The sequence below is a fragment of the Streptomyces sp. NPDC001480 genome (assembly GCF_042894725.1).
In the GTDB taxonomy this organism is placed as follows: domain Bacteria; phylum Actinomycetota; class Actinomycetes; order Streptomycetales; family Streptomycetaceae; genus Streptomyces.
This window is the reverse complement of sequence record NZ_JBIAVX010000004.1, coordinates 546,793-562,871: the sequence shown is the minus strand read 5'-3', so window position 1 is coordinate 562,871 and position 16,079 is coordinate 546,793. Positions and strand designations below refer to the sequence as shown.

8 protein-coding genes are annotated in these 16,079 nt (G+C 66.7%); 5 read left to right on the top strand and 3 right to left on the bottom strand.

The features are described from left to right. Positions 1–16 precede the first annotated feature (16 nt). Positions 17–703 carry a hypothetical protein gene (locus tag ACFY01_RS12800; protein WP_390735724.1) on the top strand — a complete coding sequence of 229 codons (687 nt, stop codon included), beginning with the start codon at positions 17–19 and terminating at the stop codon, positions 701–703. 61 nt (positions 704–764) lie between these two features. Here ACFY01_RS12800 and ACFY01_RS12795 read toward each other — a convergent pair whose 3' ends face one another. The 3 genes from ACFY01_RS12795 to sigJ form a co-directional block, all read right to left on the bottom strand. Continuing rightward, positions 765–7,559 (bottom strand): polymorphic toxin-type HINT domain-containing protein, encoded by a 6,795-nt coding sequence (locus ACFY01_RS12795; protein WP_390735723.1) that lies wholly within the window; start codon positions 7,557–7,559, stop codon positions 765–767. A 189-nt stretch (positions 7,560–7,748) separates the two neighbouring features. Then, entirely contained in the window at positions 7,749–11,807 is a 4,059-nt protein-coding gene (locus tag ACFY01_RS12790; protein WP_390735722.1) for a LamG-like jellyroll fold domain-containing protein, read from the bottom strand. Between the two features lie 625 nt (positions 11,808–12,432). Continuing rightward, positions 12,433–13,371, bottom strand: a complete 939-nt coding sequence (gene sigJ / locus ACFY01_RS12785) for an RNA polymerase sigma factor SigJ (RefSeq protein ID WP_390735721.1) — start codon at positions 13,369–13,371, stop codon at positions 12,433–12,435. Between the two features lie 158 nt (positions 13,372–13,529). On the opposite strand from sigJ, the gene ACFY01_RS12780 reads away from it, so the two are divergent. The 4 genes from ACFY01_RS12780 to ACFY01_RS12765 all read left to right on the top strand — a co-directional run bounded on the left by ACFY01_RS12780 (position 13,530) and on the right by ACFY01_RS12765 (position 16,068). Beyond that, entirely contained in the window at positions 13,530–14,159 is a 630-nt protein-coding gene (locus ACFY01_RS12780) for an LUD domain-containing protein (RefSeq protein ID WP_390735720.1), read from the top strand. A 95-nt stretch (positions 14,160–14,254) separates the two neighbouring features. Beyond that, positions 14,255–14,848, top strand: coding sequence for a histidine phosphatase family protein (locus ACFY01_RS12775; protein ID WP_390735719.1), 594 nt, complete (start codon positions 14,255–14,257; stop codon positions 14,846–14,848). Between the two features lie 87 nt (positions 14,849–14,935). After that, positions 14,936–15,580 (top strand): hypothetical protein, encoded by a 645-nt coding sequence (locus ACFY01_RS12770; RefSeq protein WP_390735757.1) that lies wholly within the window; start codon positions 14,936–14,938, stop codon positions 15,578–15,580. Positions 15,581–15,645: 65 nt separating this feature from the next. Further along, entirely contained in the window at positions 15,646–16,068 is a 423-nt protein-coding gene (locus tag ACFY01_RS12765) for an acyl-CoA thioesterase (protein WP_390735718.1), read from the top strand. The last annotated feature ends 11 nt before the right edge of the window (positions 16,069–16,079 follow it).

The window sequence follows — 16,079 nt, the reverse complement described above, 5'->3', positions numbered from 1 at the left end:
GCGCATAATGTCTCACATGAGCTCTCTCACCCCCACGGACAATCAGGGCCTGCTGCGATTTCTGCGGAGATGGTATGGCGCCCCGAAAGCACCTAATGCGAGACTGGAAGAATCCCCCGAAACGCCCAAGGAGCTTGTTGAGTGGCATGAAATCTCCGCCCAGTGGGGTGAGATGATCACGTCGCACAACTACGCCATTCCCCTCCCGGAACTCGCGACAGAAGACGGAAAGATTCCATTCTGGGTCGAGAATCAGGGAACTTGGGTCTGGGCATTCGACCCGAATGATGAAGATCACCCCGTGTACGAGCGAGAGCCATCTGACGAACCGTCCCCCTGGAAGCGGACTGGCGAGCGGCTCTCAGAATTTCTGATTCACGCCACAGTCCTGGAAGCCATACTGGGTGCTCCTATAACGAAAGTCGCGCAAGAAGTCCAAGCGGATTGGCTCTGGTCTCAGGAAGGAAGTCGCGAGTCCCCCTTCACTGCATGGAACTGGCCGACCCGCGATTCACGCATCGTCTCCGGTGAGAACTGGCTGGCTCTCGTCCACCCGAGCGATGATCCCGAGGCAGGCCATGACATCACACTGGCGGCGATCACCCCAGAGGATCTCGCCTGGGCGGAGAAAATTCCGGGAATAAAGTGGCGCACGTACTCTGGCGTTCAGGACTACACAACCGATGAGCCACTCCCTTGGTAGGTAGCCAAAACATGAATCGGCGGCCGATCCCTCCGGATCGGCCGCCGATTCCGTTCCTGAATCAGTCAGGAAGCCCGACGAATTTCTCAGTTTTCCGTGGCGATATCACCCACAATTGAGCGCCCTCGGGCAGCATGTCAGGCAGGGTGCTTCTACATGTCCCACATGCCCCAGTCGGATAGTCGATATAGAGCACGGCCTTTCTGACACCTGGATTCATGCGCAAGAATGCTGCTGCATGCGTCTCCACGTGCTCTGCGTTGGCCTTGGTTCTACCCGGAAGATTCTTGAGGAGCCCGGACTGGCCGCCAGGACCACTGATCATCGGAAGCTGATCGCCGCCGACATCAAGAATCCCCACTGTGCGCCGTGGGTAGTCCTTCTGCAAATCCTTCAGAGACGGGCCGCAATTTGCATTGTGAACGAGGACCGGAGTCCTACCCGCCAGCACATAGTACGTGTGGAGTTCGCTGACGGTCAGGTTGTACATGTCGGCGGCGCCGGCAATGACCTTGACCTCGGCGAGGACGACGTGTCCGTCGGTGGCCGTGCTGAGGGTGTGCCCTGGGGTCAACTCGCCTGCGCTGATCCAGGCGTGTTCGGTGTCGTCCCAGACGGGATGGAGGGAAGTCGTGTGCAGAGTGCCGTTCTTGCCGTCCTTTTTGCGAATTTTGAGATCGATGAGATCGTCGTCGTGGTTAACGAAGCGGGCTGTGACTCGACGAGCGCCCCGGTGCTTCCCTGTTTCCGGGTCAGCCGCTTCGACTTTGTCGCCAGGCTTGATCTTTCCGATCTTCTTGGTTTTGCCGTCTTCCAGTAGAACTTGAGTATCAGGGCTGAAGCTGCACGGCGAGCCCATGCCCAGCCGTTCTTCAGCAGCCGCCGCAGTACCTCCGCGGAAACGGAGCTCAAGCGACGCTTCGAGGGGCATCAGGAGCTTGGCAGCGTCCGCCATCCGCCGGGCGAATGACTGCTGACCGCTGCACACGACTCCGGGGATATTGCAAATGGTGCGGAAGATCACCGTCTGGGCAGTGTCATCCCAAGGGATCTTGGCGCAGCCCGATGCCCCCATCTCGCAAGTGGGCAGGTTCCTCCACACGTTGTAGAGGCCCTTTTCTCGCCTCTCGAGGGCCTTTGCCGCCTTCCAGTAGGCCTCCGGGGTGTCGAAGAGTGCCTGGCCCGTTCCCACTGGGGCGGTGAACGGTGTTGAGCCGCCGTAGTAAGTCGGGTTGACACCCCCGGTTCCTGTGTTCCTCTTGTTCCGGGAGATGACCTCGGGAGCTTTATCGGGGGCGGCTTCGGTCCAGCCGGTGTTGTCTCCTTCGTAGTACTTCAGTCCGGTCGGGTCGGAGAAAGTGAGGGGGTTGTTTCCCGCGTAGCTGTAGGCGTTGAGCGAGTTCGGCTGATCGGGGGTGAGGAGCGGGTCGACGCTGAGGAACTGGCCGGTGGCGGGGTCGTATTCGCGGGCGCCCAAGTGGGTCAGGCCGGTCGACTTCGTGTCGTCGGTGCCGCCGACGAAGCCCTTGGTTCCCGGCCAGGCGGTCGGCTTGGTTCCTCGTATGTCGCCGAAGGGCAGGGTGCGGCGCTGGGTGAGCTTCTGTGTGCCTGCGTTGACGGCGAGTTGGGTCGTGCCGTGGTGATCGGCGAGGGTGAAGGTGACAGTGCCGTCGTCCTGTTGGACGGCCAGGTTGCCGCCGCCGAGGTCGAAGTAGCGGGTGGCCTTGGGCGTGGTGGTGCCCTTGGGCAGAGTGATCTCGGTGGGGCCGAGGTAGAGGGTGGTCTCGGTGGGGGTGCGGGCGATCAGGCGGTTGCCGTCGGTGTCGTACAGGTACTCGGTGGTCTTGCCTGCCGCGGTCACCTTGGCGAGGTGCCCTTCCGGGTCCCAGGTGAGGTTCTGGGCGTCGCCGTTCAGGGTGCGGGTCGTGGTGTTTCCGGTCTCGTCGTACTTGTAGCTGTCCTGGATGGTGCTGGTGGGACCGGTGGTTGTCACCGAGGACAGGGCGTGCGGGTGAGCCTTTCCGGGATCGGGGTAGGCATAGGTCCGCTTGGTGTCCTTGGAGGTGTCGCCGGCGGGGTTGTGGAGAGTCTCGGTGCGGCGGTTGCCGACCAGGTCGTAGGTGTACGACTGCCAGTAGGGGGCGGGACCGCCCGCGATGCCGCTGCTGGGGGTGGTGGCGCAGGCGGTCGTGTTCTGGGCCCAGGCTTCGGTCAGGCGGCGCAGGTAGTCGTAGGTGAAGCACTGGGCGTCGGTGCCGTCGCGGGAGACGTCCGCTACGGACAGGACGTTGCCCGCGTCGTCGTAGTGGTAGGTGCTGTTCTGGTCGACGCCCGCGATGTTCTCGCGGTCCACGCGAGAGCTGGCCAGGCGCTGGGTGCCCCACTCATAGGTGTTAGTGGCCCAGGTCTTCTTGCCGCCGCTGTTGGACAGTTCGAACTGCAGGGGCTTGCCGGTGAGGCTGTAGCTGGTGGTCGCCTTGATGCCCTGACTGCCGTCGAGGACCGTAGGACGCAGGGTCTCGTCGTCGTAGGTGTAGGCGACGGTCGCCGCAGGCAGGGCGCCGGCCTTGGGATAGCCGGTGCCGGCTGTGAGCCCCGATGTCTTGTACGACGTTGTGGAGTCGTAGGTGCCGGCCAGTTCCTTCTCTACGGCCGGAATGGTGACCGATGTGCGCAGCGGCCGGTAGAGCCGGTCGTAGGAGACGACCTTGCTGGTGTAGGCATTAGTGCCGACGTAGCGGGTGGACTCCGCGAGCTGGCCCTTGGCCCCGCTCACGGTGTCGTACACCCATGCGGCGCGGAGGGTTCCGGTGGAGGACTTCTCTCTCACCTCGGTCTTGCGGCCGAGGTTGTCGTAGCCGTTCCAGAGCAGCGGCGTGTCGGGGCGGGCGTCGTCGATGGTGGTCAGCTGACCGCGGTCGTCGTAGGTGCTGAGGGTGGTGCCCTTGTCGGGGTCGGTCGTCCTGGTCTGCCGTCCGAGAAGGTCGTAGGTGTACGTCCAGGCGTTGCCCGCCGGGTCGGTGACCTTTTTCAGTTCGCCGCGAGGTGTGTAGTCGTAGGTGGTGGTGTCGTAGGCGGCGTCGACGTTGCGCGCGTGGAGCTGGTGCAGTGCGGTGGTACGGCCCCGGGCGTCGACAAGGGTGGTGGTGGCGGTGCCGCCCTCGGGTGGGATCACGGTGGTGCGGTCGCCGCCGTAGACGGTCCTGGTGGTGGACAGTACGGCTCCGCCATCGCCATTGCCGGCGATCTGCCTGGCTTCGGTCTGTCGTCCGAGGCCGTCGTAGCTGTAGCGGTTCTGGGTCTCGACGTTGAGGGCGTCTGCCGGCTTGGACAGAGCGGTCGTCGGCGGCTTCTCCGCGTAGTACGTCGCGAATTCCTTGGCTACCAGGCCTCGTTCGTCGTAGAAGGTGTCGGCCAGCAGGCTGCCGCCCTTCGGCCCGGGGGCCTGGGTCTGGCGTGGCCGCAGAAAGCCGTCGTAGAGGGCGTAGGAGGTGCGCTGCCCACCGCTGTTGCCCAGCGTCTTCGTGCCGACCGCGACCGGCTGGTTGTCGCTCTGGCTGTAGGTGAACTCATAGGTGGGTGTCTGGCTGGTGCGCCGATCGGCCAGCCAGACCTTGGCGGAGCGGCCCAGCGCGTCGTAGGCGAAGCTGGTTACCTTGCCGTTGGTGTCGGTCTGGGTCTGCGGCAGGTCGCGCAGGACGTCGTACGTGACGCTCGTAGTCTGAGCGGTGGTCGAGTCACCTGCCTTGGCCGGCGGTGTGGTGATGCTGACCTTGGTCGCGAAGCCGGTGGTGGGGTCCGGTGCAGTGGTGGTGGTCCTGCCGTCGGAGCGCGTGGTGCGAGTGAGTGCACCGGCCGCCGTTACCTTGACGTCCGCGGTCAGGTCAGTGCTGGTGCGCTGGCGCCCGTAGCTGTCGTAGGTGGCGCCGGATTCCAGGTAGAGGGCGGTCGTGCCGTCGTACTGCTTGAGCGTCGCGGTGCCGGTCGGGTCTCCCTTGGTGGGAGCTACCTCGTAGGCGCCGCCGTCGTAAGCGGTGCGCGCGTCTGAGATCACGTCGTCAGGCCGGCTGGGGGTGTCGGAACAGGACGTCGCCACAGTCTCGACGCGGGAGGGGAGGATGAGGATGTTGTCCTTGGTGTTGGTGGCGTAGGTGGTGCGGGTGCAGGTGTTGTCGGCCTTCGTGCTGTTGTCACCGAAGTCGTCGACCTGCGTGACGCGTCCAGCGACGGTGTCGTAGGTCGTGTCCGTGGAGGTCGTGCGCCAGGACGTGCCGGCACCGTCGTCGAGGGAGGTCCAGGTCTTGGAGCTGGACGTGCCGGTGAAGTTGGCGGTGACGGTGCCCCAGGCTCTTTCCTTCTTCGCCGTCTCGTGGTGCCAGGGCCGGCTGACGGTCTTTGCGAGGACCTTGCCGTCGGGGCCGGAGTAGGTGGCCGTCTTGTAGGTGAAGCCGGCCGCCGAAGGGTCATCGGTGATCGGGTCGCCTTCGCCGTCGCCGAGGGTGGCGGAAACGGTCTTGGTCCCGCCGCTGGTGTTCTTTCGGTCGCCGTCCATGCCGCGCAGGAAGTAGCTGTCCTGCTGGCTCTTCATGGCGGAGGCGCCGCCCTGGCCGCCCGTGCGAACCCGGACGTGCCCGTAGCCACGCCACTGGGACCAGGTCTTGGACTTTTCCTTGGTCAGTCCGTCGTCATCGTCGTAGTGCCAGGCAGCGCCGTCGAGGTAGTCGTAGGCGGTGACCTGGTCGGGGGCTCCACCGGTGCGGTCGGTTGCGGTGACCGAGTCAACGACGTACTTGTTGAACCATTTCAGCTCAGGGTCGTCTGTTGAGTCACCCCCGATGTACTGCGGGAAGCAGCGGGTGGTGTTTGTCTCAGGTGTAGGCAGCGCGTCCCAGTCGCAGGCCGGCTTTGAGTAGTTGACGTCGATCTGGCCGCCGGACTCGTCGGCGACCGTGGACAGGCGGTCCTTGACGAAGGGCGGGTAGCCGTCGCCGGTCCGGTCCAGCCGGTTGGCCAACTGGGTGTAGACGAAGGTTGTCTTCGGCAGGCTGATCGCCGGGGTGGCGCTTCTTCCGGTGTGCTGGACCGAGTCGAGGAGCAACTGGTAATCGGTGTCGGCCTTGCCCCAGCTGTGGGTCAGCTTCCAGGAGTCGACGTCGTGGGTGGTGCCGTCGTAGACCTGGGTGGTGACGTCAGTCAGCCGCTTACGGGTGAAAAATGCCGGCGAGAAACGGCCCTTGTCGCAGTCCTTACCGGTGTCACAGTTCAGGTCCCACGGTGTGTCGTACCAGTAGGCGGCGTCGGCCGAGATGTCCGAGCAGGTGGTGTGATCGTCCGGCAGGCACCGCTCGCTGCTGGTGAAGTTCACCTTGGCCAGGGCCTTGGTGCTGTACATGGAGGTGGACTTCAGCCCGTATTCGATGCGGTCCAGGGTGCCGCCGCGGACGTAGCGGGTGTTGTCCTTTGCCTCGAGGTTGCGGCCGTAGGAGTTGGTCTCTTTGTCGTAGTAGTAGGCGATGGCGTTGCCGTGGACGTCGACCGCGTAGTCGAGGTTCCAGCGCCATCCTTGTTGGCACCATGAGTCGGCGAAGGTAGAGGCGTGGCAGTACTCGTCGGCATCGTCGCCGAAGACGGGGACGGTCCAGGTCGAGTCGGTGGTTTCCTTGCCGTCCGTCCATCCGGGCAGGCGGTTGTAACCGAAGTAGTACTGGGTGCCGTCCGGCGTGGTCACCACCCAGTACTCGCCGTTGTCGTCACCGTTTCCGCGGTCACTGGACGTCAGGTGGTCGATCTTCGTGCCGTCGTCGTCCTTGAGCTTCCAGGAGTCCTTGCCGTTGGGGACGAGTTCACCGGCCTTGCCGTTGAAGGAGATGTAGGCGTTGTCGTAGCCCCAGCACAGGTCACCCGGCTTGCCGCCGTCCGCATGCTTGACGCCGTCGTCGGAACATGGCTTGTAGCGGCGCTCGATGAACCCGGACCACAGGTCGAAGCCGTCTCCCACCCAGGATGCCTGGTTGTTGGTGTTGGCTGTACGCCCGTCGATCGATCCGGAGGAGTAGGACAGGCCTACCTTGGGAGTCATCCCTCCGGGGACGTCGGGCACCGGCATGTCGTACGACCAATTGAAGTCACCGGTGTTGAGGTTCGTGTTCCAGGTCCCCGAAGGGGACAGAGAGGTCGCCTTGTAGTCGCTCTTCGCACTCTGCGTGTCCGACACGGCCGCGAGCACCGTGGCGGAGCCGGCGTTCAACGCCACGTTCTGCGCGGTCAGAGTCTGCTTTTCGCCGTCATTGACGGTTGTGACCGGCTTGCTGGAGCGGCACGATGCCTTTCCAGGGGTGGTGAGCGCGCAGGCGGGGAGTTCGACGATTCTCAGGCGGGAGGCGTAGCCGCCGCCGTAGGCGCCGGCGAAGCCGGAGTAGTCCAGATGGGCACGTACGTGGCCCTCGTCTCCGGACTTCTCCTTCGCCGTGGATCGCAGGGTGAACAGCAGGCCGTCTATGCCAGCCTGCTGCGCCGCTTTGCGGCTCAGCACCCGTGCCTCGACTCGCCCGTGGGCAGGACTCTTCCCCGCCTTGCCCTGAATATCGAGCGTCAGCGGCAGGCCCCTGGCATGGACAACGGCCTTGGGGCTTTTGGCGCCGGCCGCAGGCAGCTCGAGCACCGCGGTTGCTGCCTTGGGCCAGGCGGTATGGGGCGCTGCCTCGGGGGTGCGGGGCCCCTTCCTCACAGGGCGCGGCCTCACCTTGGCTGTTGTGACGGAGACCGGTCGCTCGGAACGGGGCAGGGCTGGTCGGCCCTTGCCGTTGTCCGCGGCGAGGGCCGGTTGCGTTGCTCCTTGCAGAAGGGTGCCGATCATGACTGCGGCGGAGGCCAGCGCAAGGCGTCGCCGCTGCCTTCCGAGTCCCCTGCTCGATCTGCCGTTCATCCTGTCCTTGGTCCTTCGCTGCGTTGCTCCGCCGCGCGCGTCTGGACGCGGGGCGGGCAGAAGTGTGAGTACCGGGCGGCGGGGCCTGGCGGGTCTCGCGGACGGGACCCGCCAGGGTGGTCAGTCGGCGCCGGGGACGGCGGTTTCCATGCCGCGCTGCCCGACCGCCAGCAGCTCGACCTGAGCGTCTGTCAACGCTCCCTGAAAGGCCCATACGTCGGAGACCTGACCGGGCCAGTACTCGCCCCAGGTGCTCGTTCCGGTCTTGCACCTGCCGAGTTGCATCGGCTGCGCCGACTTGAACGCCAGGACGTCGTCCGCCCACGAGAACCTGTCCGTGCAGGTCGAGTCGTCTGATGTCCCGTCGCCGTCCGTGTCCTTGCAGGCGACGATTTCCGGTTCACCGTTGACATACAGCGTCAGGTGCTTGGAGAAGCCGTCGTAGACCAGTGCCAGATGTGTCCAGTCCGTGGGGGTGTAGAACTGGCCGTTGTCCACTTGCGTGACAGTGGCGCTGCCGCTGTCCGCCGAGGACATCACTATCTGCCACCTGCCCGGGTCCGTGTCCGGGTTGGAGCTGGGCTCGTAGCGGACCGTGAACGCGTTCTTCGTCGTTCCGGGCACGCTCAGCAGGGTCACACCCTTTTTCGGTATCGCCGACGCCTGAGCCCAGGCGGTGACGGTGAAGCTGGCGCTGGTGTCCACCGGCACGGTCGACGTCTCCCCGTAGTCGTTCACCCCGTCCAGAACCACACTGCCGTCGACCCCGTCGGAGTTGAGGCGGGCATCGCCCTTGAGCGCCATGCTGTTGCCCGACGTTGATGCGTCAGGGGTGCTGGGTGGGGTGCCGGGCGCCATGGGGAAGGTCCAGCGTCCCTTGACCACCGGCCGCTGCCGGAACATCTGCTGAACCTCTTGCGCAGACACCGGCCGATCGAAGAGCCGGACATCGTCGATCTGCCCGGCGAAGAACGAGCCCGGCTGGGCGTCATAGGAGCTTGCGCCGATCTGAACGGCGCCGCCCGCGTACCAGTTGGCCTGCAGATCCGTCTCGCCGGCCTTGACCCCGTTGACATACAGGATCAGCTTGTTGGCGACCGTGTCGTGTACACCGACCAGGTGCGTCCAGGTGTCGCCGTAGGCGATCTGGCCGTCGGCCTGCATCGCCCGCATCGGAGTGGCATCCGAGGAGTCGGCCGAGTACTCGTTGACCGCCCACCGGTCGAACGCCTTCGAGTAGTACAGCTCCAGACCCGCGCGATGCGTGCCCGTCTGAGCGGCGACGACAGCCGTATGGTCCGGCTTGGTCTTGGGCAGTTTCGCCCAGGCCGAGATGGCGAAGCTGCTCTGGTTGTTCAGCAGCGGCCGCCCCACAGTGGCGTAGTCGTCGACTCCGTCGAATTTCAGTGCCCTGCCTGCGATTCCAGGCTGTCCCGCACTGACGCCGCCGACGAAGGTGGCATTCGGGACCTCTGCGTGGCCGGTCAGCTGCCTGGTGACGTTGCCGTCGGCGTCGGTGGCGGGATCGTCCATCGGGAACGCCGCCCGAGCGGGACGGCCGGCAGTGAGCGACTGCTTCCCGTACAACTGGGTGACCTCGCCCGCCGAGAGCGGCTTGTCGAAGATCTGCACCTCGTCGATCACGCCGGGGAAGTAGTTCGTCCTGTTCCCGTTCAGGCTTGCCGCGCCGAACTGCAGGCCGCGCCGGGCGTCCCACGGGGTGCTGTAACTGGCTGTTCCTGCAAGCTCATTGTCGATGTACAGCTTCAGCTCGTCACTGCCGGAGCTGTACGTGCCCACCAGGTGTGTCCACTGGCCGACCTTGACGCCGCCCGCCGAGGGGGCCATGGCCTTGACACTGCTCGCATCGGGCGTGTCGGAGGTGTGCTGGCTGAACACCCACCGTTCGTAGCCTTTGGAGTAATAGATCTCGAAACCAGGGGAGTTGTTGCCAGGCTGTGTCACCACGACGGCCGTATGGTCGGGCAGGGCGGGCAGCTTGACCCAAGCCGAGACGGAGAAACTCCCCGAGGTGTCGATGACGGGTATGTCTGTGGCCGCGTAGTCGTCGACGCCGTCGAACGAGACAGCCTTACCCTTCACCCCTTCCGCACCAAGGGTAGGGCCGTGCAGGTCAGCGGTGCGGTCGGGTGCAGTCCCCCGTGCCGCGCCTGCGCCGGCGGCGTCGTCCATCTGCCACATCGCCCTCTCGGGCTGCCCGGACTTGACCCTGAACCTGTATCCGGCGGGCGCGGAGACATTGCCGGCCGCGTCGACAGATGACACGTACAGGGTGTTCACACCGACGATCGGTGGCAGCACCTTGAGTGCCTTGGATGCCCCGCCTGAGGTGGTGATGGCGTTGTTCGTCGACGGGTTGACGTTGATGCCCCAGAGGTACTTCACCGTCTGAGAGTCGTTGCCGCCGACCGTGAACGTGCCGTACTTGCCGATGCCGTCGTACCAGGGGTCGTCGGGGTTCTCGTCGTCCGCGCGGGGGTAGTCCCCGGAGGAGATTGTGGGCTCCGCCGGTGCGTGCTTGTCGTAGGTGAAGTAGCAGGCGGTTGCGTTCCCGGCCCATGACCATGGCGAATACTGGGCGCCGTCGTAGGCACGGACGAACCAGTGGATCTGCTTGCCCTCAGGGAGTGACGACGGCAAGCCGATCGAGAACTTGGAGCCTGACCCCTTGAATTTGGTCAGGTCCGGCTTCCACGCCCCTCCATCCCATTCCGCCCGGAACTGGACGGCGACAGCCTCGTCGTCCGGGTCGGTGACATCATCGGCGTGAATCTGGCCAAGACTGCGCACCCTGGGCGCGGCCTCCGGTTTGTGGCAGGTGCCGCCGTAGTCCATGCTCAGCTGCGACATACGGATCTGCGACGGAGGCCGGTTGTACGTCACCCGCAGGAAGGCGTCGTCCGAGAACCGCTTCCAGCCGTACGCGTCGGACTCGTCGCCGGCGCGCAGGCCGAACGTCATCGTCGACCACTTCTTGTCCGCCGCCTGCTGCACGGCCGACTTCACATTGAACTCGGCGTCCTTGGACGCGCACCCGTCGAAACCGTAGGCGAAGGAGTCGGTCGCAAGGTGGTCGATCCAGAAGCCGGAGTCGTTCTGAGAGTTCCATGTCGTGGACGTCGAGATGCCTTTGGTCCGCCACAGCTGCACGCTCCTGGCACTGCAGGACGCGGACCACGTGTTGCGGACGACGAACTCCGCTTTCAGGATGTCCTTGCCCGCGTACTTCGAGACCGGGAACTGGTAGAAGAGCCGCTTGGTGTCATAGGGCTTGCAGTAGTACCAGGCGCAGTCGCCCAGGCCGGCGTCCGGATCGCCGTTGAACTTCCACTGCGGTGAGGACGCCCAGTACTTCGACGCCACCGTCCACGATGTCGCCTTGGGTGTGTCGAACTTCGGGTCGATGAACACCGGATACACCGTGTCCTCGCCGTGGAGGATATTGCTGTCCGGGGTCAGGACCAGTTCGTCCTGGCCGGCCGGAACATCCACCCCGACCGGTGCCAGCTTGCCCGACTCCGCCGCGCCCGGCTCGCTGTCGGCCCTGGGGCTGTTCGCCGCCTTCGCGGCCGAGGGCTTTCCGCTCGCCGCCTTCTGCGCCGAAGCTCCCGTGCTGGAATCCCACATGAGCGGCTGCGGCGCCTCGAACACCGCACCGCCGGCGCCTTTGTCCACGGCTTGCAGACCGCCGCCGTCGGTCTCTTTCACGTCCATGCCGTCGGCATCGAGCTTCAGGCGCAGCTGGGCCAGTTCCTTGCTGGCAGCGGCCTGGGCCGACTTCACGACCAGCAGTTGCGTGAAGCCGTCCTGCTGTGCGCCCAACCGGAGGTCGACGCCTGGCAGGACGTCGGGATAGGTCGCGGTGGCACCCTGAAGCTGCGGAGCAGGCAGCTTTCCAGGCCATGACAAGGCCAGTTCCCGTCCGGCCTTCGTCATGCGCACCATCGGCGCGTCCCCGCCGCCCGAGAACTCCAGTCCGATGGCGGCGGCCTTCGGGGCCACCATCCCGTCTCCCGACTGGGCCAGGTCGGTGTCGATGGCCTTCCAAACGCCATCCACACGCGCCCGTACCGGACGCAGGTGCTCCCGCGCCTCCAGTCTGCCGTCAGGATTCGCGAAGACCTCGCTGCTCTCCCCTCGCAAGGAGGTGATCTCCACGGGGTGGCCCGACCGCTTTGCCAGGGCTATCGCCTCTGCATCGGTCCCGGCGGTCCCCGTACCGGCATCCGGCGAGCCTTTGATGTCCGATGCCGCACCAGCCGAGGTCCCGCTACGTGCAGCTCCCAGCGCGTGCGTCGACGGAAGCACACTCAGAGCGATCGCGGCACAAGCGGCCACACCCGCGAAACGCCATTGTCTGCCCACAGGCATGACACGTCCTCCCCCACGAGGTCTCCCCAGACCCCGCCCACTGTGATCGGTCATTCACAGGTCGTGCACATGACGTAAACATGAGATCAAGGAGAGGTCTAGGCCTGCACAAACGGACATCGCGGCCCGGAAAAGCCAAATAGACCCATAACTTTAAGTGATATGCACCACAAGCGTTTCGAGAGTCACGTCAGCTCCGAAGGCAGCAGCACGGCCATGACATCCCTGACCACCGAAATCAACGCGCCCGTAGCCGAGTTGGCTGCGGAGACAGATGAGGCCGGGCGGCGACTGGTGGCGTGCGACCGCCGTCGACGGCCCCGCACGGTGACAGCACCGCCGCAGGTCCCGTCGAGTTCACGATCCCGCGCGCGGATGACATCCATCCAGTCCGTGGGCAAGCGGATCCGCGTCAACCCGACGTCCATCGCCGGAGTTTCTCGGGGTTGCGTACCACCCAGATGTGCTTGATCCGGTCGTCCGCGACCTCGAACGCGAACACCGTAACGGTGACGCCGTCCAACTGAGCCACCAGGCCTGGCTGGCCGTTCACCGTGCGTTCCAGGAGCGTCATGTCGGCGGGGCGGCGGCGGGCGAGTTCGATCCAGGCGTGGGCGATCTGCTCGCCGCCTTCGATCGGGTGCAGGAAGGTGACGGCGAGGCCGCCGCCGTCGGCGGTCGCCGTGGCGTCGGGGTCGAGCAGGCCGATGAGGGCGTCGATGTCCTTGGCTTCCCATGCCTGCTTGAAGTCCCTGACGATGTCGGCGCGCTGGACCGCCGGGGTGGCGGGAGGCTGCGCGGCCCGGATGCGGCGGCGGGCCGAGGAGGCCAGCTGGCGGCAGGCCGCCGGGGTGCGGCCGACGATCTCGGCCACTTCGGCGAAGGTGTGGCAGAAGACGTCGTGGAGGACGAACGCGACGCGCTCGGCCGGGGTCATCGATTCGAGCACGACCAGGAAGGCCAGGCTGACCGACTCGTCCAGGGTGACCCGGTCGGCCGGGTCGGCGGCCGCACCGCCCGGCCGTCCGCTGATCCACTCCGTACGCTCGGGCAGCGGCTCGGGGATCCATTCGCCCACGTAGGTCTCCCGCCGGACCCGTGCGGAGCCGAGCAGGTTGAGGCAGACGCGGCCGGCGACCGTCGTCAGCCAGGCGCCGGGAGACTCGATGGCGTCCTGCTGCTGCCGGGACATGGCGTACCAGCGGGCGTAGGTCTCCTGGACGGCGTCCTCGGCCTCGGCCAGGGAGCCCAGGAGCCGGTAGGCGAGGTTGATCAGCCGACGCCGCTCGCTCATGATCGCGTCCAGGCCCGGATCGGGCCGGTCCTGCTCTGACTCGGATCGGGTGGTCATGGTGCCGACTGCTCCCTCGGTCGCATCCGCTCTCACCGGTTCGACAGGACAGCGCACCGGAATGTGAGGCCGGGGCGTCGCCTCACATTCCCGGGGTCTGTGTTGTCGAACCGCTGGGAGCAACACATCGTCCAGCGAACAGGGAGCTCAGAGACATCATGACCACCCCACTTCCGGCGACGCCGTTCGCCGACCCGGCGCCCGCACGGTCACTGGAGCGGGCGGCCGCCGCGCTGACCGCACACGGTTTCGCCGTGGAGATCCTCGACGACGTCGCCGCCGCGCGTACCCGCGTCAAAGAGCTGATACCGGAGGGCGCCGGTGTGTTCACCGGGGCCAGCGAGACGCTTCGCCTGTCCGGCATCGACGAGGACATCAACACCGGTGGGCGGTACCGGGCCATCAAGCCACGCGCCCTGGCCATGGACCGCGCCACCCAGATGGATGAGATCCGGCGGCTGCTCGCCGGCCCGGACGTCGTCGTGGGAAGCGTCGCCGCGGTCACCGAGACCGGGTCCCTCGTGGTGGCCTCGGGCAGTGGAAGCCAACTGCCAAGCTATTCCGGCGGCGCCGCCCGCGCGATCTGGATCGTCGGGGCGCAGAAGGTCGTAGCCGACCTGCCCGCCGCACTGCGCCGCGTCGAAGAGCACTGCCTCCCCCTGGAAAGCGCCCGCACCCAGGCAGCGCACGGGTGGCCCAGCGCCGTCAACCGCCTCCTCATCCTCAACGCGGAGCACCAGCCCGGACGCGGCACCGTCCTGCTGCTCCGCGAAGCCATCGGATTCTGAAGAATCTCAACCACCAGACGCGCCCTGCCGAGACCGCACCGGCGTCGTGCGTGTGATGCCGCCGAGTGTGAGCATCCCGCCCCTAGCCTGTCCGCATGGGTGATCTCTTTCTCGTCCGGCACGGTGAGACCGAGTGGTCGCGGTCCGGGCGGCACACCGGCTGGACGGACGTGCCGCTGACCGAGCACGGGCGGGCGCAGGCGCGCTCGCTGGTGCCGTTGGTCCGGGAGCAGCGGATCGGGGTGGCCTTCGTCAGTCCGTTGCGGCGGGCGCGGGAGACCGCCGAACTCATCGGGGCGGATGACGCCCGCGTCGATGCCGATCTGCGGGAATGGGACTACGGCGGCTACGAGGGGGTGACGACCCCGGAGATCCACGAGACCCGCCCGGGCTGGTTCCTGTTCACCGACGGGGTGGCGCCGGGGCCGCCCGAGCATCCCGGGGAGACCCCGGAAGAGGTCGGCGAGCGCGCCGACCGGATGCTGGCCAAGGTGGACGCCGCCGACACCCAGGCCGGCGTCCTGCTGGTGGCGCACGGTCACTTCCTGCGGGTGCTCACCGCCCGCCGGCTGGGGCTGCCGCCGCGGGACGGGGCGCTGTTCCAGTTGGCGACCGGGACACTGTGCCGGCTGGGCACGGAGCACGGGCGGCCGGTGATCGCGGGGTGGAACCTCCGGGCTCAGGCGTAGGGGCGGTCGGGGCGCGGCCCGTTGTCAGTGCCCGGTCGTAGTCTTCGAAGCATGCCGACCGTCAGGGCCATCAGGGAGGAGCACGCCGTGAGCCGACCGCCGACCGCCGCGCAGCGGCGTGTGATCGATGCCGCCGACCCCGTCACCGGACGGCTGAGGGGGACGGAGGCCCAGTTGGCGGCGCTGGTCAGGCGGGGGCTGGCGTTCCGGCATCCGCGTCCGCCGCACGACCACTTCCTGACGCCGGCCGGGCACCGGATACGGGAGGCGGTGCCGGGGGCGACCGACGAGCCGGGAGCGACCGCCGAGCCGGTGGTTCGGCCCGTGACCGGTGGCGTCTTCGCGGCGCGCGTCGGAGGTGACGACGAGGAGGCCGCCGGGCCGTCCCGGGCGCGCGAGGTGCAGAGCGCCTGGCAGGGGCTCCTGGAGCTGCGCCGGATGACCAACCCGGACGGTGCCACGGACCGGCCGTGCTCCTGGGAGCGGACGCATCTGGTGCGGGCGGCCGCGCTCGCGCTGGAGGCGGCGGGGCACCGCCCCGAGGGCGGGGGCGCCGACGGCTACCGGGTGCGCGCGACCCCGCAGCCGGAGGCGGTCGCCGTGTACGCGCCGGACGGGGCGGCGCTGCGGGCCTGCGCGGCCACGCTGGAGGGGGCGGGCTGGCAGGCCGGGGAGTACACCGAACCCAGGTCGAGAGCGCGGTATCTGCTGGCATCGCCACGACGGGTGTGAGGCGCGTGCCAAGATCGGGGATCCCAGAGAAATCGCTGAGAAACCGAACGCGAGAAGGGAAAGCAGTGGCCGAACCGTTTTCCGTCCGGGTGACCGTCCGCGGCTACGAGACCGACGTACAGGGTCACCTCAATCAGGCGGTGTACCTCAACTACGCGGAGCACGCCCGCTGGACGCTGCTGAAGGCGGCCGGGATCAGCCAGGCCGAGCTGATCGGCCGGGGTGTGGGCCCGGTGGCGCTGGAGACCACCATCCGCTACCGGCACGAGCTGCTCGCCGGTGACGAGGTCGACGTGACCTGCGAGTTCGAGTGGGGTGGCGGCAAGACCTTCCGGATACGGCAGGAGATACGCAAGACCGACGGCACGGTGGCCGCCGAGGTCGTGGGGGTGGGCGGAATACTGGACCTCCAGGAGCGGAAGCTGGTCGCGGATCCGCGGGAGATCTTCAAGGAACTCGCCTCCGACCTCAGCCTGTTCGGGCTGTAGGACGCCCGCGC